The sequence below is a fragment of the Microbulbifer maximicatervae (SeqCode) genome (assembly GCF_052467825.1).
In genome coordinates, this window is record NZ_CP174327.1 from 3,846,387 (window position 1) to 3,870,593 (window position 24,207).

Annotated in this window: 21 protein-coding genes; 19 read left to right on the plus strand and 2 right to left on the minus strand. The window is 49.6% G+C overall.

Annotated features, from left to right (window positions below; translation table 11 throughout):
* Positions 1 to 52 precede the first annotated feature (52 nt).
* The 13 genes from gspD (at position 53) to ACJJII_RS17230 (ending at position 13,095) form a co-directional block, all read left to right on the plus strand.
* On the plus strand, positions 53 to 2,068 hold the full coding sequence (gene gspD, locus ACJJII_RS17170) for a type II secretion system secretin GspD (protein WP_444897203.1): 2,016 nt from the start codon (positions 53 to 55) through the stop codon (positions 2,066 to 2,068).
* Positions 2,065 to 3,561: a type II secretion system ATPase GspE gene (gspE, locus tag ACJJII_RS17175; protein ID WP_444913696.1), complete on the plus strand. Its 1,497-nt coding sequence runs from the start codon at positions 2,065 to 2,067 to the stop codon at positions 3,559 to 3,561. The genes gspD and gspE overlap by 4 nt, the downstream gene beginning before the upstream one ends.
* A gap of 2 nt (positions 3,562 to 3,563) precedes the next feature.
* A complete protein-coding gene (gene gspF, locus ACJJII_RS17180) occupies positions 3,564 to 4,781 on the plus strand; it encodes a type II secretion system inner membrane protein GspF (protein ID WP_413665695.1) in 1,218 nt (405 codons plus the stop codon).
* A 267-nt stretch (positions 4,782 to 5,048) separates the two neighbouring features.
* Complete coding sequence (gene gspG / locus ACJJII_RS17185) at positions 5,049 to 5,477, plus strand: type II secretion system major pseudopilin GspG (protein ID WP_282932708.1); 429 nt, start codon at positions 5,049 to 5,051, stop codon at positions 5,475 to 5,477.
* A gap of 19 nt (positions 5,478 to 5,496) precedes the next feature.
* Complete coding sequence (gspH, locus tag ACJJII_RS17190; protein ID WP_444917064.1) at positions 5,497 to 6,063, plus strand: type II secretion system minor pseudopilin GspH; 567 nt, start codon at positions 5,497 to 5,499, stop codon at positions 6,061 to 6,063.
* A complete protein-coding gene (gene gspI, locus ACJJII_RS17195; protein ID WP_444897205.1) occupies positions 6,053 to 6,424 on the plus strand; it encodes a type II secretion system minor pseudopilin GspI in 372 nt (123 codons plus the stop codon). The genes gspH and gspI overlap by 11 nt, the downstream gene beginning before the upstream one ends.
* A 5-nt stretch (positions 6,425 to 6,429) precedes the next feature.
* Positions 6,430 to 7,158, plus strand: a complete 729-nt coding sequence (locus ACJJII_RS17200) for a type II secretion system protein GspJ (RefSeq protein WP_444917065.1) — start codon at positions 6,430 to 6,432, stop codon at positions 7,156 to 7,158.
* Between the two features lie 18 nt (positions 7,159 to 7,176).
* Entirely contained in the window at positions 7,177 to 8,163 is a 987-nt protein-coding gene (gspK, locus tag ACJJII_RS17205) for a type II secretion system minor pseudopilin GspK (protein WP_444917066.1), read from the plus strand.
* Positions 8,164 to 8,174: 11 nt separating this feature from the next.
* Complete coding sequence (gene gspL / locus ACJJII_RS17210) at positions 8,175 to 9,518, plus strand: type II secretion system protein GspL (RefSeq protein ID WP_444917067.1); 1,344 nt, start codon at positions 8,175 to 8,177, stop codon at positions 9,516 to 9,518.
* 57 nt (positions 9,519 to 9,575) lie between these two features.
* Positions 9,576 to 10,064: a type II secretion system protein M gene (locus tag ACJJII_RS17215; RefSeq protein ID WP_444897209.1), complete on the plus strand. Its 489-nt coding sequence runs from the start codon at positions 9,576 to 9,578 to the stop codon at positions 10,062 to 10,064.
* A gap of 185 nt (positions 10,065 to 10,249) precedes the next feature.
* Positions 10,250 to 10,522 carry an acetyltransferase gene (locus tag ACJJII_RS17220; RefSeq protein ID WP_282932716.1) on the plus strand — a complete coding sequence of 91 codons (273 nt, stop codon included), beginning with the start codon at positions 10,250 to 10,252 and terminating at the stop codon, positions 10,520 to 10,522.
* A gap of 109 nt (positions 10,523 to 10,631) precedes the next feature.
* Entirely contained in the window at positions 10,632 to 10,835 is a 204-nt protein-coding gene (locus tag ACJJII_RS17225) for a DUF2788 domain-containing protein (RefSeq protein WP_282932717.1), read from the plus strand.
* 46 nt (positions 10,836 to 10,881) lie between these two features.
* Positions 10,882 to 13,095 carry a hybrid sensor histidine kinase/response regulator gene (locus ACJJII_RS17230; protein ID WP_444917068.1) on the plus strand — a complete coding sequence of 738 codons (2,214 nt, stop codon included), beginning with the start codon at positions 10,882 to 10,884 and terminating at the stop codon, positions 13,093 to 13,095.
* A 219-nt stretch (positions 13,096 to 13,314) separates the two neighbouring features.
* On the opposite strand, the gene ACJJII_RS17235 is transcribed toward ACJJII_RS17230, so the two are convergent.
* Positions 13,315 to 16,455: a TonB-dependent receptor gene (locus tag ACJJII_RS17235; RefSeq protein ID WP_444917069.1), complete on the minus strand. Its 3,141-nt coding sequence runs from the start codon at positions 16,453 to 16,455 to the stop codon at positions 13,315 to 13,317.
* 291 nt (positions 16,456 to 16,746) lie between these two features.
* Here ACJJII_RS17235 and ACJJII_RS17240 point away from each other — a divergent pair, with 291 nt between their 5' ends.
* Positions 16,747 to 17,514 (plus strand): S1/P1 nuclease, encoded by a 768-nt coding sequence (locus ACJJII_RS17240; protein WP_444917070.1) that lies wholly within the window; start codon positions 16,747 to 16,749, stop codon positions 17,512 to 17,514.
* Positions 17,515 to 18,526: 1,012 nt separating this feature from the next.
* Positions 18,527 to 19,096 (plus strand): hypothetical protein, encoded by a 570-nt coding sequence (locus tag ACJJII_RS17245; RefSeq protein ID WP_444917071.1) that lies wholly within the window; start codon positions 18,527 to 18,529, stop codon positions 19,094 to 19,096.
* Between the two features lie 141 nt (positions 19,097 to 19,237).
* On the opposite strand, the gene ACJJII_RS17250 is transcribed toward ACJJII_RS17245, so the two are convergent.
* Positions 19,238 to 20,134, minus strand: coding sequence for an aldo/keto reductase (locus tag ACJJII_RS17250; protein ID WP_444917072.1), 897 nt, complete (start codon positions 20,132 to 20,134; stop codon positions 19,238 to 19,240).
* A 257-nt stretch (positions 20,135 to 20,391) separates the two neighbouring features.
* Here ACJJII_RS17250 and ACJJII_RS17255 point away from each other — a divergent pair, with 257 nt between their 5' ends.
* From ACJJII_RS17255 to ACJJII_RS17270, 4 genes are all read left to right on the plus strand, one after another.
* On the plus strand, positions 20,392 to 20,730 hold the full coding sequence (locus tag ACJJII_RS17255) for a hypothetical protein (RefSeq protein ID WP_413665706.1): 339 nt from the start codon (positions 20,392 to 20,394) through the stop codon (positions 20,728 to 20,730).
* Positions 20,731 to 20,999: 269 nt separating this feature from the next.
* Entirely contained in the window at positions 21,000 to 21,386 is a 387-nt protein-coding gene (locus ACJJII_RS17260) for a c-type cytochrome (RefSeq protein WP_444917073.1), read from the plus strand.
* Between the two features lie 5 nt (positions 21,387 to 21,391).
* A complete protein-coding gene (locus ACJJII_RS17265; RefSeq protein ID WP_444917074.1) occupies positions 21,392 to 22,786 on the plus strand; it encodes an FAD-linked oxidoreductase, L-gulonolactone oxidase family in 1,395 nt (464 codons plus the stop codon).
* Between the two features lie 41 nt (positions 22,787 to 22,827).
* Positions 22,828 to 24,117: a DSD1 family PLP-dependent enzyme gene (locus ACJJII_RS17270; protein ID WP_444917075.1), complete on the plus strand. Its 1,290-nt coding sequence runs from the start codon at positions 22,828 to 22,830 to the stop codon at positions 24,115 to 24,117.
* The last annotated feature ends 90 nt before the right edge of the window (positions 24,118 to 24,207 follow it).

Here is a 24,207-nt window from a genome sequence, read left to right on the forward strand (position 1 = left end):
ATCTACCTAGATTGTTTTGATTTTTTGAACATTTACTAGAGCCAGATAAATAATGATGAAGATGTTTTATCGACGGCTGCTTGCGGTCGGATTGAGTTTTTTTGTTTGTACTGCAACGCTGGCTCAGGGCCCGGAGCGGGTTACCCTTTCTCTCGACAATGCAGACATTCGTGATCTGATCAATTGGGCTGCTGATTTCACTGGCAAAAATATTATTGTCCACCCGAATGTTAAGGGTAAGGTTACCGTAGTTGCCGGTGACCCAATGACTCACAATGAAGCCTTTGATGTATTTATGTCGGTGCTTCAAGTCAATGGCTTTAGTTTGGTGGAACAGGGCGGAACCTGGAAAGTAGTTCCCGATGCGCTGGCCAAGCAGCAGGCGATACCTGTCGCAGATGAGGCCACTCGAGCTCCCGCGGAATCCCTGGTTGTTCGCACTATAAGGGTTGAGAATATTTCCGCTTCACAGCTGATTGCTATGTTGCGCCCGCTGATTCCGCAAACTGGGCACTTGGCTGCTTATGCTGATACCAACACTCTGATAATTGCTGACCGCGCTGCGAATATTGACCAGATTATTCGCCTGGTGAAGCAACTTGACCGCGCCGGCGCTATTGATATTGAAGTGGTGCCGTTGATGTTTGCTTCTGCGAAGGAAGTAAAGCAAGTTCTTACCGATCTACTTCAATCGAGTGGAGGCAAAGCGGGTAAGGAAGTGCAGCCGCTGCGTATTTCTGTGGATGAACGCTCCAATAGTATTCTCCTGACCGGAGACCCTGTTACCCGCCAGCAGATTAAGACGGTAATAGGCCGTCTCGATGCACCGCTGGATGGCGAAGGCAACACCGCAGTTGTTTATATCCAGTATGCCAATGCAGCAGATCTGAAGCCTATCCTCGAGGGTATGAGCGGTAGCATCCAGAACACAGAGAAAGACCAACAAGCGGCGAATATCGAAGTCAGCATTCAAGTTAACGAATCGCTCAACGCACTAGTGTTAACTGCTCCTCCCGCTCTCCTTGAAACGATGAAAGGTGTTATTGCCAGGTTGGACGTGCGCAGAGCGCAGGTTTTGATTGAGGCAATTATTGTAGAGGTAGTTGAAGGTACAGGTAGCGAACTGGGTATTAGTTGGATTGCTGGTTCCGGCAGTAATGCTGTTGCCGGCTGGAATAACCAGTTAGGTACGGATTCCGATGGGGAGCCCAACCCATTTTCACTTCCTGTGACTGATTTGGTGGGAGCTGGCGCATTGCACCTGGGCTACCTCAGTGGCGGTGATATCCGTGCTGCGATTAATGCCGTAGCGTCAGAGAGCAATACCAATATCCTCTCTACACCAACGATTATGGCTTTGGATAATGAAGAAGCTGAGATTTTGGTGGGCCAGAACGTACCTTTTATTACCGGTGAACAGCTGCTGTCTGGTAGCAATGATGATCCGTTTACCACTATCCAGCGTGAGGATGTGGGTACCACTCTTAAAGTGATTCCCCGTGTGAATAACAACAACTCGGTAACTCTCGAGATCGAGCAAAAGGTTGAAAACGTTTTGTCTTCTGCTACGGCTGCAGCGGAAGGTGCATCCGACATCGTTACCAGCAAGCGTGAGATCCGCACAAAAGTATTGATCGATGATGGCGCGATCCTGGTACTGGGTGGTTTGATGGAAGATCAGGTTAATGAAACCGTGTCCAAAGTGCCTCTCCTCGGTGATATTCCCGGCATTGGTCGCTTGTTCAGAAACACTGAGAAGAGTGTTAGCAAAACTAATCTGATGGTGTTCTTGCGTCCCAGAATCCTCAGTAGTCAAGTTGCTGGCTATGAGGAGACGCGCAAGCGCTACATGGATATGCAGCAGAAGCAAATATTCCTGAAAGACCGCACCAGCCTGATCTGGGATTGGCACCGCGGTGATGTACTACCTGACCTGATGCCGCCAACAGGCACCTACAACGAGAGCCCTGCGCCAGTAGATGGTTCTATAGATGGTGCTGCCATTGAATCAGTCGAAGAAGACGTGGATGTTGAGGTTGAGGTGTTGGAGGTAGAAGAAGCTAAATGACGGCTGAAACAGGAACAGGGACTCCAACAATTCGCCGCCTTCCTTACGCTTTCGCAAAGCGTCACAAGGTTCTGTTAACCGAGCAGGAAGGCAAACCCCTCTGCCAATATGTGGCGCCGCTGAGCCCATCAGCGGTTGCCGAAGTACAGCGCATCAGTGGTGCGGCTGTATCTTTGGAGGCTGTAGAGGAAGATGTTTTCCAGGGTGCTTTGCAGCGCCTGTATGAAAACAGGGAGGGTGGCAACCTCTCCGAAGTCGAAGGCCTGGGTGAAGACCTGGATCTTGCAGCGGTCGCCGATTCGCTGCCTGAGACTGAGGACTTGTTGGAACAGGAAGACGATGCACCTATCGTCAAATTGATCAACGCAATTTTTGCCGAATCGCTCAAGCAGGGCGCCTCGGATATTCATATTGAAACCTTTGAGAAGCGCCTCGTCGTGCGCTTCCGGGTCGATGGTGTACTTCGTGAAGTACTGCAACCCCGACGCGCTCTGGCTCCATTGCTGGTATCCCGTATTAAAGTAATGGCAAAACTGGATATCGCCGAGAAACGCGTGCCTCAAGATGGCCGGATCTCCCTTTTGATGGCTGGCCGAGAGGTAGATGTACGTGTCTCTACCATGCCGTCATCGGCGGGTGAGCGGGTGGTAATGCGTTTGCTGGATAAGCAAGCGGGCAAAATGGACCTGAGTAAGCTGGGGATGGCAGATCGCGACTTGCGCGTGATGACAGACCTGTTGGGACATCCCCACGGCATTATCCTGGTGACCGGACCAACGGGCTCCGGTAAAACCACCACCTTGTATGCTGGCCTCGGTAGTATCAATAACCGTGAGAAGAATATTCTGACGGTCGAGGACCCGGTGGAATACAACCTGGAAGGGGTTGGACAGACTCAGGTTAATACCAAAGCTGATATGACTTTCGCCCGAGGGCTTCGCGCGATCCTGCGTCAGGACCCGGATGTAGTGATGGTTGGTGAGATTCGAGACCTGGAGACTATGCAGATTGCAATCCAGGCGAGTTTGACCGGACACTTGGTACTTTCAACCCTGCACACCAACACCGCTTTGGGTTCGGTAACCCGTCTGGTGGACATGGGAATTGAACCCTTTCTGCTGTCGTCCAGCGTGATTGGTGTTCTTGCCCAGCGCCTGGTGCGAGTTCTGTGTCCTGAATGCAAGCAACCTCATGTGGCTGACAGTAGCGAGCGTGAGGTTTTGGGCGTCGGGCCTGAAGAGGAAGCCATCATCTATCGACCTAATGGCTGTGAAGAGTGTAATCACAGTGGCTATGTCGGTCGTATCGGTATCTATGAATTGGTGCCGCTCAACGAAGTGATGCGCCAATTGATCCACGATCGCGCTTCAGAGAGCAAGTTGGTTGCGGAAGCACGCAAGCTTGGCCCCAGCATCCGTGATGATGGCGTAGAGAAAGTACTAGCGGGTAGGACCTCCCTTGAGGAAGTACTACGAGTTACGCAGGAGTCCTGATTGTGGCAGCTTTTGAGTATACAGCGCTGGCAGCATCCGGCCGCAAGAGTCGCGGTACGCTCGAGGCGGATAGCGCGCGCGCTGCGCGGCAGCAACTGCGCGCGAAAGGCATGGTGCCCCTGGAAGTCAGTGCAGCTACCGAGAAAGAAGAGAAGGGCGGCGCCAGCTTTCTATCTGGTAGCCCTGGGCTGAGTGTTAAAAACCTGGCCCTGCTAACTCGTCAGATGTCCACCTTGCTTCGAGCGGGAATTCCCCTGGAAGAAACCCTTGGGGCTATTGCCAACCAGACTCGGAACCAAAAAATCAAACGCGTGGTATTGGCTGTTCGGGGCAAAATTCTTGAAGGGCACAGTTTCGCCTTGGCCCTGAGCAGTTTTCCACGGGCATTCCCCAAACTCTATCGCGCTACGGTTGAAGCAGGGGAGCACTCTGGTCATTTGGATGCGGTGCTGGATCGCCTTGGTGACTATACGGAAGGGCAGCAGCAATTTCGGCAGAAGGTGCAGCTGGCTCTGATCTACCCAGTTGTTTTGGTATTTATCTGTGTATTGGTTGTAACCGGTTTGATGGTGTACGTGGTACCTGATGTTATCGAGGTATTTACCGGCACCGGGCAGGTTTTGCCGCTGGCTACCCGCATCCTGGTCTCCATGAGCGATTTTATTTCTGCCTGGGGCTGGCTGGTGCCGCCGGCACTTGGGGCGCTCATTTTTGGCGCTGTGATGATGCTGCGGCGCCCGGCAATTCGGTATCGTTTCCACCACCGTTTGCTGGAGCTGCCAATTATTGGCTGGATGATGCGAGGGACACAGAGTGCTCGCTATGTAGGGACCCTGGCGATTCTTACGGGCAGCAGTGTGCCGCTGGTTCAAGCCATGGGTATCGCTGGTGGAGTAATGACCAATACCTTCCTTAAAGACCGACTCGATGCGGCTCAAAAGAGCGTGCGCGAGGGCGGGAGCCTTCGTAAAGCCCTGGAAGATGTAGGCTATTTCCCACCGATGATGATCTATATGATCGCAAGTGGTGAATCTTCGGGCACTCTCGATGAAATGCTTCAGCGTGCGGCGGATTCGCAAGAGCAGGATTTGCAGGGTGCGGTAACTGCCTTTGTGAGCATCTTTGAACCTCTGATGCTGCTGATAATGGCTGCGATCGTGTTGTTCATCGTTATGGCTATTATGATGCCAATTCTGAGCATGAACGAATTGGTTGTTTAATGCTCAAATTAGGTGTAGGTCAAAGAGAAATTGCGTAGCTGCTTCAGGAGGTTGGTATGAAATCCTTGCGCAACAGCGCCGGCTTTACACTGCTAGAGGCGTCGAAGATTCTTGTTGGGCTGGGAGCGGCAGTTTTGCTGGGCATGTTGCTGCTTTAGGCTGGGGAATCGTGTAATTTACTGATTTGGTGACTTTTAAATAATTGGGGTCACGAAGGGTATCGTGACCCTTGGGGTTCCCAGAGTTAGAGTGAACTAGGAGAGAAAAATGAAAACCCTACGTAAAAGTGGTGGCTTTACCCTGATTGAAATTATGGTGGTGATCGTAATTCTCGGGGTGCTTGGTGCACTGGTTGTACCTAATGTTCTTGGCAAGACCGGCGAAGCTCGAATGAAAGCGGCCAGGGTTGACCTGAAAGCTATCGAGACTGCACTAGACCTTTACCGCATGGATAACTTTGTCTACCCCAGCTCTGATCAGGGCCTGATGGCACTGGTATCCCGCCCATCCGGCTTCCCCGAAGCGAAGAACTGGACTGAGCCCTACCTGAAGAAAGCGCCAAAAGATCCTTGGGGCTATGAATATCAATACATCAGCCCAGGCAGTGCCGGTGCCTACGATCTGTTCACCCTCGGTGCCGATGGCAAAGCGGGCGGTGAGGGCGAAGCCGCTGATATCTACGTTACTGACCTGTAACACCTGAAATTTGCACTTGATGTATAGCATCGGTCGAAGCCGTGGCTTTACGCTGATCGAACTGTTGGTAGTGATTGTCATCATCGCCTCTCTGGCGGGCATGGCGACTCTATCGATGGGGAATTCCGGCGGGCGCGTGTGGCAAAAAGAAGCCCAGCGCTTGTCGGCGCTATTGCAGTTGGTTGCGGATCGAGCCCTGATTGACAAAATGCATTACGGCGTTGTTTTTGAGCAGGGCACTTATAGCGTGGTGCATTTTGAGCAAGAAACAATGACCTGGTTGCCGATAGATTCGGTTGCGTCGGGGAGGCGTGCTGCGCGTTTTGCCACCCATGAATTGCCGGAAATTGTTCGCCTTGAAGTGATAACTGAGGCGGAGCTGCCGTCGACAGAATCCACGGAATTTGCAGAAGAGACCAATGAAGATCGAGTCGTTCCGCAATTTGTTGCTCTCTCCAGTGGAGAGGTACTTCCCGTAGAAGTTGCCATGTACCTTGTTGAGAGTGGCGACGACGTTCGAGGTGCGACTATTTCTTACACCAGCCTGAACGGATTGCAGCTAGAGTGGCAGGCCGATGAATTTTAAGAGAGCCCAGCGCGGTTTTACATTGGTAGAAGTCTTGATAGCCCTGGTTATTTTTGGGGTTATTGCCGCCAGTGTTCTGAAGGCAATGCAGCGCAGTGTTGGCCAGCAGCGGGTGATGGAGGATCGCCTCTCGGCAAACTGGGTTGCCCAACAAGTGCTCTCCCAAGTCCGCGTGCAAACTCCTTGGCCTCCTTTAGGGGAACAAACAGATCAGGTGGTCTTGGGGCAAAGGGAGTGGGAGGTTAGTGCCCGAGTGGAGGCCACCAGTAATGAGCGCTTGCGCCATATCATTATTGAAGTAGGCCACCTGGATGCTGAGTACCCAACTCTGACCCTGGATGCTTGGGCTGCTGAGGAGTAACTGATATGTCTTTGCGCCTTTCCAGCCAGTCGGGCTTTACCCTCATTGAAGTCCTCATAGTTTTAGTTCTTGTCGCCATTATCAGTGTCGGTTCCTTTTCGCTGTTGGGACTCTTTTTTGACACGGAAGAGATGGTGGACCAGAGGGCCGAGCAGCTACGTCGCTTTTCTATGGCGATGTACCGTATAGACAATGATTTTCGCCAGGTAACTGCCCGCGCTGTTAAGAATGCCTACAGCGGTTATGAGCATGCGTTACGTGGTGATGAAGATGAGTTGGAATTTACGCGCCTTGGTGCGGCAAATCTCACCGGGGAACCTCGGGGCGAGCTATTGCGTTTGAGTTATAGCATCGGATACGCCGAGGATCTTGAGATCGATTCCCTGACCACCGGCACTGGCCGGGAGGGCGAGGACGATATAGGTGGATTATTACTGCGCAGTCGCTGGCAGGTCTTGGATCGGTCTCCCGATTCTGCGCCCATCGCCGAGCCTCTGCTAATGGGAGTCGAAAGTTTAAGCCTTCAATACCTGGACCCAGACACTGATGCCTGGGTTGCTCAGTGGCCACCGATCAGCTCGGACGGTTCCCAAACAGAAGCGGATATACGGCTTCCGCAAGCTATTGAGTTTGTCATCGTTACCCGACAGTACGGGGAGGTCCGTCGTGTCTTCCAGATACTGGCAGCGGAAGACAGTTCCTCTTCTGATGACGATGATGATGACGAGCGTTAGGCGATGAAAGGTAGAAAAATGCCGAGGTCGCTGGCTCGTCAAAAAGGGGTGGCTCTGATTGTTGTACTGCTGGTGATGGTGATTGCCATTGCGGCGGTATCCCACGCTATCTTGCGCGATCAGATTGCGATTTCCCGCAGCGGTGCACTGTTGGCCAACACACAGTTGGCAGAGTTTGTTGAAGCGGCAGAGGCCTGGACACGGGTAGCGCTGTTGGAGGATTTCGAGGAAGACCAGGAAGAGGAGGAAACCGCAGACCATGCCTTGGAGGCCTGGGCATTCCCAGTTCTGCAGTTCAATCCTGATAATGGCAAAATTCGCATGAATATCAAAGACTTACATTCATGTTTTAACGTGAATAATTTGTCTGATAGCAGCGATAGTGATCAATTCGAGATCTTCCAGCGCCTGGTGAATAATGTTACCGGCAAGTCTGACCTGGCCAAGTCAATTGCAGATTGGGTGGACGATGGCGATACCCCGCGAACCTCGGGGACAGAGGATGACGGCTACCTGGGAAGGGAACTTGCCCACAGAACACCGGACATGATGATCACTGATATTACTGAGTTGTCATCGGTAGTAGATATGGAATTAGAGGACTGGGAGAAACTTGTGCCTTTCCTTTGTGCCCTCCCGGAGACAGGAACCCTGGTGAATATCAACACGGCTTCTGAAGAGTTAATCGAGGCGATTGAGCCTTCCGCAAGTGTTTCCAAGTTGGTGCAACTCCGCGAGTCGGGTGGTTACATCAGTGACTCGAGTGAATATGCAGATTATGAAATCGCTAACTCGGGGCCTTTTACTTATCAAAGCCAGCACTTTCTGGCGCGAATTGCTGTCCAACTCGGAAGCGATGGCGAATACAGGCAGTATTGGGAGTCCGCCCTGGTTCGGAATAGTACAGATGGCAAGGTTCGGGTGCGCCAGCGCCAGCGCCGGGCCTTTTCTGGTCAAATGATGCAGGAGTTGCTCGAGTACGAAAGCACTGAAGAGAGCGAATAGTTAGAAATTGTATGTTTAAAAAGAAAAGCATTAACGAGATTGAAGCCCCTACAGCGCCTCCCCAGTCGTCTCTGGTTCTGCTGCGGCTGAGCGAAACTGCTGACCTGACTCTGCGCTTGCATCAGTGGCAAGAGGGTATTTGGCAACAAGTAGCCTTGGATTCAGAATTTTCTCTGGCATTTAATCCCGAATTTGAAACTGTCGAAGAGCAGCCAGAATTCCCTCAGCTCAACCTTCCTGATGGCGCCAAAGCGCTACTGATGGTGCCTGGTAACTGGGTATGGAGCGGTCTCGAAACTATACCTAAGGCAGCTCGTCGCCAGGCAAGTGCCATTGGTTACATGGTTGAGGAGCATTTGGCCCAGGATGTCGAGGACTTACACTTTGCCTGCAGACCCCGCACCGGTGATCTCTGCAGCGTATACGCCATTGATGTTGAAAAAATAGAAGCGCTTCACTCCCAGTTGGAGCGGCTCCAGTGGCCGCTGGCTGCTGTAGTGCCGGAGTATGAATTACTTAGCTTGATCGAAGGTGACATTCGCCTGTGGCTGGATGGCGGCCAAGCGCATATCTGGAAAGGTGCCGGGCAGGGTCTAACTGTTAATCGCGATTTTTTACAACCTCTTCTTGGTTCGCTATTAGTTGATGAAGGTGATGAATCCGAAGGCGAAGATGATTCTGAAAGCGGCGAGCCGATCGATAACAAACAGGTAGTACTGCTGGGGGCTGGCGAGCAGGATGGGCTGCTGATTGCTGAGTTGGAATCCCAGTTTGGCGATGGCTTACAGCTAAACCAGCGCTCAGCGGAAGAAGTCTTTATTGAACGGTTCAAGCTGGGGCTGCTAACAAACTTGCTAACTGGAGATTATCAGTTATCGAGTAATAAGAGCGCTGCGGCTTGGTGGATACGCCCGGCTAAAGTTGCTGCCGCTTGTTTTGTTATCCAGCTACTGTTTTTCGTTGGTGCCGGTGCTTTTTATCAGTGGAAGGGCAACCAGTCTGAAGAGCAGGCCCGGGCGATGTTTACGGAATTGTTCCCGAATACTCGACCGTCTGCCCAGATGCGCCGACAGCTTGAAGGTTTCCTGAAAGGCGCGGGTAATCAGGGTGGTGCTTTCTCTACCCAGATGCAACAGTTGAGCAAAGTCTGGATTGCTCACAAAGGGGGCGCATTAAAATTGCAATCCCTTCGTTTTGATGGCCAGCGTGGAGAAATGGTGTTGCAGCTTCAGGCAGAAAACCTGTCTGATCTCGATGCATTTGTCAGCAAGCTATCTGGCGGTGGGATCAAGGCGGACCTGTTAGGTGCGAACGAGTTGAAAAAAGGCGTTTCAGGCCGTATTCGCTTACGTTAGAGCCAGCGGTTTATATAAAGCAGCCAGGCGTAAGAAGAGATTGGTGGTAGCAATATAATGAAAGAACAGATCGAACAGTGGCGCCAGAAATGGCAGGCACTTCCGCCCAATGACCAGAGAGCCTTGGGTTTGCTGAGTATATTCGGAGCCGTAATTTTTATAGTTTATGGCCTGTATTCCCCGGCAAAGGGCTTCTTTGATGAGTCCCGCTTGCGAGCGGAAGAAAATCGTGAGCTGGTTAACTGGATGGAGGGCCAGCGCCCGACGCTGGAGCGAATAAAGCCCGCAGGCGGTGGTGCTGGTAGTGCTTCAGGAACTCTTCTGCAGCGCGTTACTGGTGCGGCCAAACAAAACCAGATTGTGATTAAGCGCTTTGAGCCTGAGGGTGAAAACCGCATCCGATTGTGGATTGAAGAAGTCCGTTATCAGGATTTGCAACCCTGGTTGAATCGCCTAATGCAAGAGAAAATGGCTGTTCGCACGATTAATCTGGATGCCCTTGCGGATGAAGGCATGGTCTCCGCTCGATTGACGATCGAAGGCTAGTAGCCTCCCTACTGACAGGCTCGAATATAGAACTCGAGCCTACTTCTCCCCGGTAACCACCTCTTTAGCGCACTCTGTCATCGGCGCTCCCAATCGTGTGCACCCTCACAGAAGGAGGACGGTTTTAGGCGGAAATGTCATCTTTAGCCCTATACTGGATTAGTAATGAGGAAAAAGGTGCCACTATGCTTTTTAAAGACATATCCACCAAGCATTTGGTAGAAGTGGCTGATATCGTCACACTTTCGAATCCCTACGAGCTGACTGTGGTAGGCCGTTATTTGTGGGGTGAAGAGATTCAGGACCCAGAAGTCTTCGATAAAACTGACTTATGCTTCCTCTCTGGTGAGCCACTTCCTAGATGCTGGCATGACAGCCGCTACCGGGATAAAGAGGTTCGCAGGCTTCGTTGCGGCACTCACGCTTCAGAGGATGGCGACTACTATCAAGGTGCTTGAATTTATAGTTTTACCAAATGGTACGGTGGTCGACTAGATTTTGCCAATGACTTACCAGTTGCCCTTAAGCACTGTACAATGCGCGCCAATTTTTTAAGCGAATGCACGCATGACATTTGAGCAGTTTGAAGAGTATTCCCTGTGGTTGGGAATCGGTGCACTAATTCTATTTATGGTGTTTATTGTTTGGAACCTGGCAAAAGACTCCAAGGCTGGTAGATTTGGAACATTTATTCTGTTCCTCGCTCTGGGGCTTGGATTGCTGGGATTTCTAATAAAGACCGTTTTGGTTGAAGTACTCGGGATAGGCTAGGGAGCTTCAATGGCACCGGATACCCAGTCTCTCAGGGAAGGTCGCAATGTCTATATTTGATCGCCCTGAACTCAAGGTTCAAAAAGACAGACGTATTTGCCGCGCAACTGATATGCGTATCGCCAAATATACCCGGCGCGGCATGGTGCTCTCCCTTTTTGCATTTCTGATCGCAGCCTCTATTGGCGACATGCGCCTAGAAGCTCCGCGCCTGTTATTAACAATGGGAATCGGCCTGGTAGTACTAACCCTGATCAGGGGCTACTACGTTTTTCGCTTCGACCACCTGTATGGCTCGGGACCAAATCGTTGGCGCAATCGTTACTTCCTGTTCTCGATTATCGGCTCAGCCTGGTGGGGTATTACCTTATTTTACTTTGTCTATTTAATGGGGTTTGCGCCTGAGACCCACTTCCTGTGGATCTACTCAGTAATCTTTTGCTCCAGTGTCACCACCGTATTTTCTCCCTACCATCGTTTCCTGACTTGGTTCACCGCAACCTCACTACTGCCAGCAGCGCTAATGGCACTGTTCTCGGGCATGATCCTGGGGACCATCTACGGGACTCTCACCCTCGCTTTTATTTGGCTGACTGCCCACCAGGGCCGTCGCGAATCGGAGAACTATTGGGAGCGTCTGTCTGCGATGCAGGAGCTGCAACAGAGAGCGAGTAGCCTGGCTGCAGCCCGTAAACACTCTGAAGCTGCAGTTGAACTGACCAATGAGTTCATAGTTAATATCGGACAGGAATTCCGCAGTCAGCTGTCTGATTCCCTTGGTGCCTTAGCGCTGCTCGAAGCTGAGCCATTGAGTGACCGTCAGCGCGAATGGGTAGAGCTGGCCAAGGTTGCCAGTAGCCAGCAACTCAAACTGGTTGATAATGTGGGTTTGTTTACCCGGGTGGCTCGCAAAGATATTCGGTTGCGCCAGGGCCCGTTTAACCTGGTCAAGACAGTAGAAAAGTCATTCAAGTTTGCAGCGAGAGCTGCCCACAGTCAGGAGTTAGAATTTAACTTCCAGATTGATGACAACCTCCCGGTGATGGTGACAGGGGATAATCGCAAAACGGCCCAGCTGATTCGTAATCTGGTGGACTCCGCTACTGGCATTGCCCAAAGAGGCGAGCTGTGGGGTGAGGTATCTTATAACCCGATCACCACGGTAGAAGGGCAGCTCTCGATCACTTTGATGGATGATGGGCGCGGTGAGATATTGCCGGACGAGAGCGAACTTTTCGGTGCCTTCTCCCGTATGGATACCACCCAGGTAACTACAGGTCTCGGACTCTCGATTGCTAAAGGCCTAGCCGAAGCAATGGGCGGTTACCTTCAACTGCATTCAACCCCAGATGGTAACCGCTATCAGGTGGTGATCAAGTATTCCACCGAGCCAAACCAGCGAACCTACCTCACACCGGACAGAAAGTTACAGGATATTGAAGTCCTGTTAATTCATCAGAAAGGCCTATTTATTTCAGGTTTGGTGCAGGTGCTGCGTTCTTTTGGGATGGATGTAAAGTCGATCCGCTGGTGTGAAGGTTGTGAGTGCGAAGTCCAGCAGCTGCTACGCCAAGCGGTGGAGCGCAACCAATTGGTGATGATGGCGCCGGCAATGGGGGACTCGACTCTTTTCGACTCCATTACGCCTTTCTTTAACGAATTCCAAGAGGCAGGGGAAAAAGAGGGTCGCTTGGTTTGCTTGGGTGGCTTTGGACAGAAGAGTGAGTTTGCTCACCTGCAGCAACTCTTACCATCGGCACAGTATCTGAGTCGACCGGTGACCCGTAAAGAACTGCACGATGCGTTAGTGGGATTACTGTTTGGCGGTGCGAAAAGAAGTTGTCGAAGAGTGGTTACCGGTGGGGCGGATCAGCCGCGTCACTACTCTTTGTTGTTGGTGGAGGAGTCTAGGCCTCATCAATGGGTGACTGAGGAAATGCTTCAGGCCCTGGGTTACCAGGTAGATATAGCGGTAGATGCTGATGATGCGTTAGTTCGCTTGTCTGAAGGTCATTATGATTTGGTGCTAGTGGATTGCCAGCAAAATACGGATCACAGTGCGCAGATTATCGAGATACTGCGTCGCTGGGAGTCCGAGCATCGCCCGGATGATCGCCTGCCTATTGTTGCCGTAACCAGTACTACTGAAGAGCAATTTGAGGGCCGTTGCCTGGCAGCAGGAATGGATGATTTTCTGACTAAGCCTCTGAGCAAGGATCTTCTTCGGGAAACCTTGGCGCGTTGGCTGGGTAGTGCTTAGCTTACAGAGCTTGCCTTAATGCTGAGTAAAAAGCTGTAAGTAAATGCGGCTTTTTTATTTCCAATCGCTCAACCTTTACGCCTTACTGCTTTTGAGGTGAAGAAGTTTAGCCCCAGAAAAGTAATTATCTCGGCAGCTATTGAAGAGAGAACCGGTTTCTGGAAAGGCGAAACAAAAAAGGCCGCAGTAAACACTGCGGCCTTACGGGGAAAGGTGGGATTAGAACTCGTAACGAATACCCATACGGGCACTCCAGAGAGAAGCATCAGCAACGCGAGTTTGGCCGGAGGGTTCCACAAATTCTCCAAATACGTAACGGCCCTGATCATCAACACTGGCTGCAACTGCAGGCTGATGGCGTGGGAAGTCGGTTTGATACATTACGCCCCACTCATCATTTAGCAGGTTGCCCAGGTTCTCGATAACAAAGTATGCATTTACGCGATCTTCAGCACGCCAACCTGGCAGCTCCTGATCGATACGCAGGTCGAACTTGGTCCACCAGTCGCTATTCAGAGAGTTGCGCTCCATGGTGCCGCTGTCCAGATCTTCTGATTCAACCCATGCAAAAAATGCATCAGTATCAAAGTCATCCCCGAACACTACATTGGGATCATCTATTCCGGTTGGGACGTAGAGCAGCGCGTTATCATAACCCGCAACACCAGTTAAGTTACTACCGGCAAATGTATAGTTATAGGGTAAGCCTTCGTTGGCGCTACCGAACAGGGTGAAGCGCGTTTCGTAACCGGCAAAAAACTCTTGGGCGTAATCAAGCTTGAGAGTAAAGCGGTGAGGTACTACATAGTTGGAAGTGGCTGTACCTGGATCTTGCGCGTCGGTAGTCGCGATAGTGGTGTAGTTGGAGTAGGCCACAGAGCTGGTCATCGGGTTGACGTCTTCAGCTTCAGTGAAAGCGTAACCAACTGCTACATTCAGTCCAAAGTCGAAAGACTTGCTCAGTCCAAGGGAGAACACGCTGGAGAAACCAGAGTCCCCGTCCACGTTGGTAAGCATAAAGTCTCCGCTACGGTCATTGGAGCTATCATAGATGGCGCGGCCATCCAAGGTAGTGCCAACTTGCTCAAGCGAGATATCTTGAATGATTGCAGCATCCTGGTAGTCAGTGTACAGGTAATCTGCAGACAGCAAGTAGCCAGACTCGAATTCGTAGCTAGCACCAATTGCATACTTCCAGACAGATGGGACTTCGAAATCCGGATCCATCAGGTTTACGCCGCCCAGGTAACCATCACCGCTGGCAACCTGATCATAGAGGGACTGGGGGATATCGTAGATAGGATTACCATTGCCAGTCCAATCCATACCAAACAGGGAGGTGCCAGATCTATCCTGAGCTTCGATCTGTATTACACCGTTATTGGAATAATTGTTGGAGATCCAAACGTTGGGGTTGCCGCCAGAGTAGAGGCCGACACCACCGTGAACCTCTAGGTTGTCATCGACGTTCCAGCTTAGACCCAAGCGCGGTTGCAACAGGTCCAGGCCATCCATGGTGTGCTGGTTAGAGAAGCCGTAGGCAGCGGTGATATCAGAGTTTTCCACAGGCTTATCATCACTGCTATAGCGGTCATAGCGCAAGCCAGCTACAACGGTAAGGTCCACGTCTGCAAAAGTGTATTCGTCTTGAACATATAAAGTATCAATGTCGTAGGCGAACTCTGCAGCAGCATCCAGAATATTATTGGTACCGGTCGCATTTTCGTAGGTGATACGGCTTGGGGTGCCGGCTTCAAAGTCTTCTACACTACTGAAGCGATACTCACCGGCAGCTTCCTGAATAAACAGGTTGTATACATCGAAGTTTTCATGCTCGTAGCCGGCAGTCAGGTTGTGCTCCCCCAGAAGGAGCTTGCCCGCTAGCTTGAAGGTCAGGTTATCGTAGCTCAGCTTGTTCGCATGTCGAGAGTCATCTGCACCGAGGTAAACAGTGGCACGTGAATCGCTACCATTATTATCGTGGTCATTGTAAGTGGTAATCTGAACTTCACCGAAGTCAGTGCCGCCGAGAGAAAGTTGACGATTATCTAATTCAGAATAACCGAGCTTCATTTCAGTCGAGAAGATGTCACTCCAGTCAGAGAACATTTGCACGACGTAGGAGTTCAGCTCAGCACCGCGCTCGTAATAGTGGTTGGACAATTCCAGTTCGTCGGGATCGCCGTCAGATTCTGCGATAGAGAAACCATCATTGTAGTTGTAAGTAAGAGAGGCGCGGTGATTATCATTTATATTCCAGTCAAGTTTGACTAACAGTTTTTCGTCTTCCTCTGGGATACCGGACGGAAGGCTGCCGGGATTGTAGTCGTAAACTTCATTGGCGATACGAGTAATTTCATTCACCTGCTCCTGAGAAACACCCTGGATTTCGGTGGCTGCGCCGCTGCCAGCAGGGCCGCGGTAGAAGTTGGCTACACCTTCCAGTTTTTCGTAGGCAGCAAAGAAAAACAGCTTGTCTTCAATAATGGCACCGCCCAGCGCAGCATTGTAACGCTTCTCATCAAAACTGCCTGTGTCGATGTCTTCTCCTTCTAAGGAGTCACCGCGGAATCCGTCATCAGTATAATCATAGAAGAAAGAGCCGTGCCATTCGTTGGTGCCGGACTTGGTAACAGCATTGATATTACATGCGCTAAACCCACCATACTGAACATCAAAAGGTGCAAGTTCTACGGCAACCTGGTCAATGGCGTCGTATGAGAAAGGCATACGCTCTGTCGGGTAGCCCCATCCGTTCAGGCCGAAGTTATCATTCATGCGAACGCCATCAACAGTCAGGCTGTTGAAGCGTGAGTTTGCACCAGTGCATTTAATGGAGTCGTCACTGGCTTCATCGATATAGACGCGTGGGTCTAGTCGAACAAGGTCTTTAATATCGCGGTTTACAGAAGGCGCGCTCGCCAGATCATCACTATTAAAGTGAGAAGAGGGGCCGACAGCCAAGCGAGAATTAGTTATAGCTTGGCCAATTACGCTCACTTCTTCCAGGTTGGAGTTGTCTAAGGTTAAGGTTAGCGGCAGGGTATCGCCTACAGACAGGTAGATATTTTCTAATACCCGATTACCTTCGTCGGACTCTATAGTTACAGTGTAAGGTCCACCTACACGTAAGCCACTTAGGTTGAACTGGCCGGAATCGCTCACCTCTACAACCCGACGACTGTTTGAGGGGGTGTGAACTACCGTTACCTTGGCATCGCTAATTGTTTGCCCATTGCTACCGGTAATAGATCCGCGGATACCCGCTGCGGTTTCTTGTGCATAAGATACCTGCGCCATACTAGCTGCAGAGATAATCGCCGCGGATAACAATACGCGCGGGAACAGAGAAGGTTTCATAGCGTTTTCCTGGTCTAAAGAATTGCCAACTCAAGTGGCCCAAGTAATTATCGAGTTTTGCTCTTGCAACTTAGGTTCCAAGTTCCAATGGAGACTGTTATGTGATTTTTATTGGGTACTGTCTAAGAGCTGAAGCGATTATGTAGTGCACATATAAATAAATTATTACAGCCGTGAACTTGTCACATACTGGCGTTAAAGTACGCAGCAAATTCACTCTGGCGGACATGCCCAATGAGCATACGATTGATAATTTCCCGTATAGCGGTTGCACTATTCGGACTCACAGCTATGACACAAGCACACGCTTGGGGAGATGATGGTCACAGGGTCGTTGGAGAAATTGCATGGCATTACCTGGACCCGGAGGTAGCCGCCGAAATAGAGTTGCTCCTTGATGAAGTCGGTGAGCCGCATCTAGCTGAATCCACAACTTGGGCTGATCGAATTAGGTCTGATGAGACTTATAACTGGGCTGCGCCGCTTCACTATATAAACTTGTCTCGAGACTGGTCTGCTTATGTTGAGGAGCGGGATTGCCCAGCTGCAGGATGCATATTGAAGGCGATTCAAAGATATCAGGAAGTATTGGCCGATCGCTCGCGCACCAAGACGGAGCGTGCAGAAGCACTGATGTTTATTGCCCACTTTGTTGGCGACCTTCATCAGCCATTACATACCGGATTATTTTCAGATAAAGGGGGTAATGATGTGGAAGTCCAATTCTATGGGGTCGAAACGAATTTACATGCGCTCTGGGACATCCATATGGTCGCCCGTTTGTTTTTAGACTGGCAAGATTATGCTCAGGAGCAAACGGATAAAATTAGTGCGGCTGAGAGGCAGATCTGGCAGTCTACCTCGGCCGAAGTTTGGGCCCGGGAGTCTCATCACTTAGCCCATGGTCTCGCCTATACCAGCGAAACACAACTTGGGGAAAAGTACTTTCTGCGCTGTCAGGACTCCCTTGAAAAGCGTTTGCAGCAGGGGGGAGTTCGCCTGGCCCATGTTCTAAACAGTGCACTTGGTAACCCTGCGATCGATGTGGCCAATAAGTAAATTCTTTCTTGGGGCTCGCTTCACTCTACGCTATTGATGTGGTGAGCCAAAAGTGCAGTTTCAAAATCAGTCGAATTGTCCTCTTTTATCTTTGTTCTCTTGATGTCTATTGGTTAATTAATTGGAATGTCATCAATTTGTCCGATAAGCAGTCGGTAATTGCCTAGAACTGTAGATATGTAAAGTTATCTATTTCGAAAGATGGCTGAAATTTGCAATCATTATCCCCATTTAAATGTTTGCTCAAGTAAGTAGGAGGGAGTGAAATCTTTAGCTCAAGTAGCTCGTGAGTAATGCGATTGAGCAGGTTGGAGAGGGAAAGTTAAAGGCGATTGTGGATGAGAGAAAGGGTCTTTAGAGTAGCTTCCCCTCAGCCTTTTGAGTCTTCCTTGTGTAGGTGTGCCTATAAAAGGAATCCTTTATGCGGGAGTTTTTAGTATGTGAGTTCTCTTATGGTTGTTGTTTTGTAATTTCCTAATAATTTTCATGATTCAACTATACTTGGTGATAAGCAAATAATATCTAATAACTGCTTTATATCCTTTCATATCTTGAGTTTTATTATGGACCCATTGGGTTGTTTGAGATTCTCTGATAAATTTTAGAGGATACATAACTCCTATTTTACTTTGCCTCTCAGTTACCCCTTCTCTTCAGCTTGAAATATTTTCCGTGTTGACACAGTAGTACCAGATTTGGTATCAAATAATCTCGAGTCATATAGAAAGTCTGTCAATTTTCATTAGGTCCTGAGTAATAAAAATAATAATTCAGTGGCTTTAGCGATGAATTGAAAGAGTTCTTGAATTGTCAAAATATTAAATAACAATTTTGGTAAAAAATTTCATAGTCGTTATGGAGGATGTGGGCGATGAGCGGAAGAGGTTTTAATCCTAGGGCGTGTGAAGGATACTTTGCAGGTATTTGTTTTGTATCCAGTTTGAGGTCATACGGTTCTCTTTTTTCCAGGTTTTACGCGCAGTGGTGGAATAATGGTGGGGTGGAAAGTTCTTTGGGTAGAACATGGAATGGGCACACGGCATTAATATCAGGTCACAATGGTGTTATTGATACTATTGTAGGTTGGGACCCCAACAGTTCTTGGGATGCATTTAAAGGCTCAGTGGGCGGGCGTCACAATAGTATGAGGCCTATTGCTGGTCGTTGGCGTGATGACACGGGGATGAACGCAGACCCAACAGCGCAGTATTATGGTTTGCAAGTCACCCAAAATGAACACAATGAGTTCCGGAATTTTTTGAGGCGTGAACTTTTGGGAACCCAAGGCTTCGGCAATGCCTATAATGACCCTAATTGCGGAGAGCTTTCATTTCAATATGCATTTGCCCCAGGAAAGTGGATGGAACGTTTGAGTTCTCTGGAGGGAAATAATAATGGGCAGTTGCAGATTATTTCCAACTGTTCAGATGCGGCATTCCATGTATTGGCGAGCTTTCTCTACGATTGGCGCAAGGGTAACTTAGTTACCGAACTTGCATCTTTTATGAATAATGGGGATGAAAAAAATAAAAATATGTCCCAGGGGCGCTTGATGCAGTGGTCAAGCCAGATGGGGCCGTAGAGCAAATATACTTATCTGGTTGATGGGTGGTGTAACCGAATTAAAGTTACACCGCCCAATTGTTAAGCAAGAGGTTAGTCTTAATAAATTATTTTTTGCGTAAGCCAAGTAATCAATAATTTGTTAGGCTGAAAGCTGGATCTAGGGAACTTCAATCCCCTTAGAGGCGGTCCATATTCTATACCACTGCTCTCTACTCAAATTGAGTTTCAGGCTTTCTATCGCCGACTGAACGCGCTCAATTTTTCCCGACCCCATAATTGCTAGGGGCTTGGAGGGAAAACGTCGTACCCACGCATAGATTACCTGGTCGATACTGGCTGCCCCGATTTCCTGCTTGATATCTTCCAGGGTGATTCGTAACCGTGTTGCCTGGGTGCTTGATCCACTAAAAATTTCCCCTCCAGCTAAGCAGGACCAAGCCATAGGATGAATTCTATATTGCTGCAGTTGATCCAGAGTTCCATCCTCCGCAGCGCTAAAATTGATAGGATTAATCTCGACTTGATTTGTCACCAGTGGTGAGCTCAGGCGGGACTGCAACAAATCAAATTGCTGGGAGGTAAAGTTGGAAACGCCGAAATGTAATACCTTACCGGACTTCTGCAGTTCGGCGAATGTGCTGGCAATTTCATCTGCATCCATCAAAACATCAGGTCGGTGAAGAAGTAGGATGTCGATGTGCTCTACACCGAGGTGGGCTAAGGAGTTATTAACCGAGTGCTGAATATGTTCAGCGCTGGAGTCATAGTACTTAACTTTCCTGTTTGGATATTTTTCAGAAAGCAATTTGATATTGCATTTGGTGACAATCTCGATGTGATTGCGAACAGATCTATCCAGCTTAAGGGCCTCGCCGAATAACTGTTCGCAGGAGTAATCTCCGTAAATATCAGCATGATCTACGGTGGTAACCCCTATATCTATATGTTGCTTTAGGAATGTCAGGCGCTCCTGAGGGCTTAAATTCCAATCACTCACACGCCAGTAGCCTTGGATCAACTCTGACAGTTCTGGTCCTTTTGGAGAAACTAGCACTCTATTAACCACTGAATACCTACCTGATCGAAAAGCATTAGGGTATTCCTGTTCCTGTTGATACTCAACGCCTAAAGTAGAAGGGTAGGCAGCCCAAAGTCGCCATCGGTGTCATAAATGTCATTGAGTCATGTTGATCGTTGAGCTAGCTGACAACTGAAACCGGAGCAACTTTAGAGTCATTTCTCAATGCCCTGATGTTCTCGGTCTCGGGATCACTAAAGAGGCTTGGGCTTTTACCTTCACAGGAGCACCGCATGGTTAGTACCGAGGAAAAAGTTTCCGGCTGGTTGATAATTACTTACTCAATTTTGATGTTGTTGATATCCAGCGCAATATTGTTATTCCTATACGCAGTTTTTGGGAATTCAATTTTGAGTATGCCATTCAATATATTCAGTCTAATGGGGTTGATGATAATACTGTTTGCGTCTTTGAATATTTTGGGGGTCTTTGCTGGCATTGCTGTCCTTTTGGATAAAAGGTATGCCCCAGAGTTAGCTTTAATATTTTCAACAGTGAGTGTGCTAAATGTTCCGCTGGGCACTTTGGTCGGCGGTTTTTATTTATGGCTATATATTCGTAAATATAAATAGCTCTTTTTGATGTTTGCAAAGCCTGTCTACTGTTAACAAGAGTCATTTTATCTCTGTAATAAATGCTGATTTTAACTTCGAGATGTACATAGGCTTTAGTTCTCTAAGTGGTACGCAAATAAATTACGATAGAAATAATTGAGAACAGGCAACTCAAGTAGTTGTTTTAGCAGTCATCATGATTAACAATAGTGCCAGCGATATGTACACGATAGCTTTGGCAATAGCCAAAAAGAAATAAACAACAATAATGTAGTAGGTGTACGCATATGGAACTGGAAGTCTTGCGCCGGAGCTTTAAGCTCTTGTCTCTTTTTTTGGTACTAAATGTCATTCAAGGATGTTCTGAGCCTCCACAGGATAGTGAAAAAAGCCGGGCAATGTTGACCCAAAGAGCGCTGTCTCTTGCGCCCGCTGATCCGGAAATCGCTGAAATATATACTCGCACTTGCCGCAGCTGTCACAGCACTGGCGCCAGCGCCGCACCCCTTACCGGAGATTTAGCCAACTGGAAGCCCCGTATGGAGAAGGGGATGGATGTGTTGGTGGAAAATGCTATCAATGGGTTCCAGGGTATGCCGCCACTAGGCCTTTGTTTTGAGTGCTCCCCCGAGCAGTTTGAACAGTTGATTGCCTTTATGGCTACAGCGGAGTAAAGGATATGGGGTTCAATCGTCGCCAGTTTATTAATTCTATTGCGATCGGCTCCGCATCATTAGCGGCCGCGCCCATCTCATCAGTTGCACGCACCTTATTGCAAGCTGCAGCCCCACCGACAAAAAAAGCGGGTGTTCGATGGCGGAACTGGTCTGGTTCACAAGAGTGTCTGCCGGCCCATCGTCTGGCACCCAAAGATATTCCTGCACTGCAAACGATAATTGCGGAAGCGCAAGGTACGGTCAGGGCGGTAGGTGCGGGTCACTCCTTCACTGCACTGGTACCCACTGACGACACAATTATTTCATTGGGCCGCATTACTGGCGTCGCCGACCACGATTCCGACAAGGTCCAGGCGACAATCTACGCTGGCACCCGTGTAGCAGACATTGGCCAACCCTTAGAGGACATCGGTCAAGCGCTGATTAACCAACCAGATATCGATGAGCAGACTTTAGGTGGTTGCCTGGCAACCGCGACCCATGGAACCGGTGCAGGCTTGGGTTGTATGTCCAGCTATGCAACGGGTATGGAACTGGTGACCGCTGGGGGGGATACGCTCTGGTGTGATGGTGAGGAAAACCCCGAGGTGTTCGCGGCAGCGCAAGTATCCCTTGGCAGCCTGGGTATGGTGACCAAGGTGCGTATGCAGAACCAGCCCAGCTACCGTTTGCGTCGTGAATCTTGGGTAGCGCCCCTGGAAGAGGTGTTGGATCTGGCTCCAGAATTGGCAGAGGCCAATCGGAACTTTGAATTTTACTATATCCCATTTTCTGGGATGTGCATGGCTGATTCCCACCAGCCGACCACAGAGGAAATCTTCTCTACGGAGCGGGAAGATACTAATGAAGCGGTGATGACCCTGAAATCCGTGCGGGACTGGCTGGGTTGGTCACCGAAGTTGCGCCAGTTTGCGCTGCAAAATGCGATGGAAGATATCGAGAGGGAAGTCGTTGTCGAGTCCTCCTGGCGGAATTACGCCAGTGAGCGAAACGTACGTTTCAATGAAATGGAGTACCACTTGCCCCGCGAGGACGGTTTGAAAGCCTTCGCGGAAATACGTCGAACGATTGAGGAAAATAACCTGGATGTTTTCTTCCCTATCGAGGTGCGTTTCGTTAAAGCTGACGATATCTGGCTGAGTCCGTTTTATAAGCAAGATTCCGTGTCCATCGCCATACACCGCTACTTTGAAGAGGACCACCTACCGCTATTTCAGGCCATTGAGCCCATTATGCACAAATATGGGGGCCGCCCGCACTGGGGCAAGTTAAACAAGCTACAAGGCTCGGACTTTGCCGGGCTCTACCCTCAGTGGCAGGATTTTCTTGAGGTTCGCCGAGAGCTGGACCCCAGTGGTAAGTTCTTAAACCCCTATCTGAAAACGCTTTTTACCTGAGCAACGCTGCTCAGCAGTGAACCCTCAAAGAGGAAAGCACAATGGATATCAAGCGACGAAAGCTAATACTAGGTGGGGTCGCATTAGGAGCGGTGGCAGGTGTCGCCGTTCTTCGCCCTAAAGCGCAAGGGCAGGGAGGGCACAGCAAATACTTCTCCAGTGTTTCTAAAGCTCTGGATAATGCCGGCTTTTCTGGTCCCACATTAGTCATAGACTTGGAAAATCTGCAAAAGAACGCCGATATATTAGCCGGCCACCTCAGAGGTCACTATGACTACCGGGTAGTGGCTAAATCTTTGCCCTCGCTAAACCTGCTGGATGCTATTACTCAGCGAACAAATACCAATCGCATCATGGTATTCCAGCTGCCATTTTTACAGAAACTGGTTAAATCTCATCCAGCGAGTGATATTTTACTGGGTAAACCTCTGCCGATTTCTGCGGCAAAGGCCTTTTATTTTGGCACTAGGGCGGAGCATTTTGATCCTACGCGGCAGTTACAGTGGCTGGTTGACAGCCCCCGCAGACTTAATCAATACGCCGATCTGGCGCGATCGCTCAAACAATCCTTGCGAATTAATATCGAGATTGATGTAGGCCTACACCGGGGTGGCATTGCCAGTGCGGAAGATCTCTCCACGATGCTTGGTATCATTCAGCGGGAACCCTATTTGGAATTTTCCGGTTTTATGGGTTACGACGCCCACGCCGCAAAAATGCCAAGTGTTCTCGGTGGACCTGAAAAGGCAATCACTCGGGGGTTGGATATTTACCAAAGCAGGGTGGAGCAAGCTAAGATCCAGCTGGGAAGTGCATTCCCGAAGGCGGCCACTTTGAACGCTGCCGGTAGCCCAACCTACCAACTGTACAAATCCCGAGCAGACCGGGCTCCCTGTAACGAGATTGCCGCTGGCTCGTGCCTGGTTAAACCGGTGGGCTTTGATATTCCCACTCTGTCTGATCATTTACCAGCGGCGTATATCGCAAGTCCGGTATTGAAGAAATTGTCACAGACACAGATACCCGGCATAGAAGGGCTTACCGGACCCTTTAGTTGGTTGAACCCAAATCGGGAGCAAAGCTTCTTTATATCTGGCGGCTATTGGAAGGCGGAGCCAGAATCACCAAAAGGTCTATCGATCAACCCCATTTATGGCCGCTCCAGCAACCAAGAAATGCTGAATGGCTCAAAAAAGGTACTGCTGAATGAAGACGACTGGGTCTTTCTCCGGCCCACACAGAGTGAGTCCGTGTTCCTGCAGTTTGGTGATATTGCGGTCTATAGCAAAGGCGAGATAGTGGATCTCTGGCCGGTAATGAGTAATTCCTGAGGATTCAACCCCTGCTACGGGGTAAGTACAAATTTGTTTAATAAATGTACTGACCTTAGTGGCGGGCAAACAACAAGTCTTGGAGATATT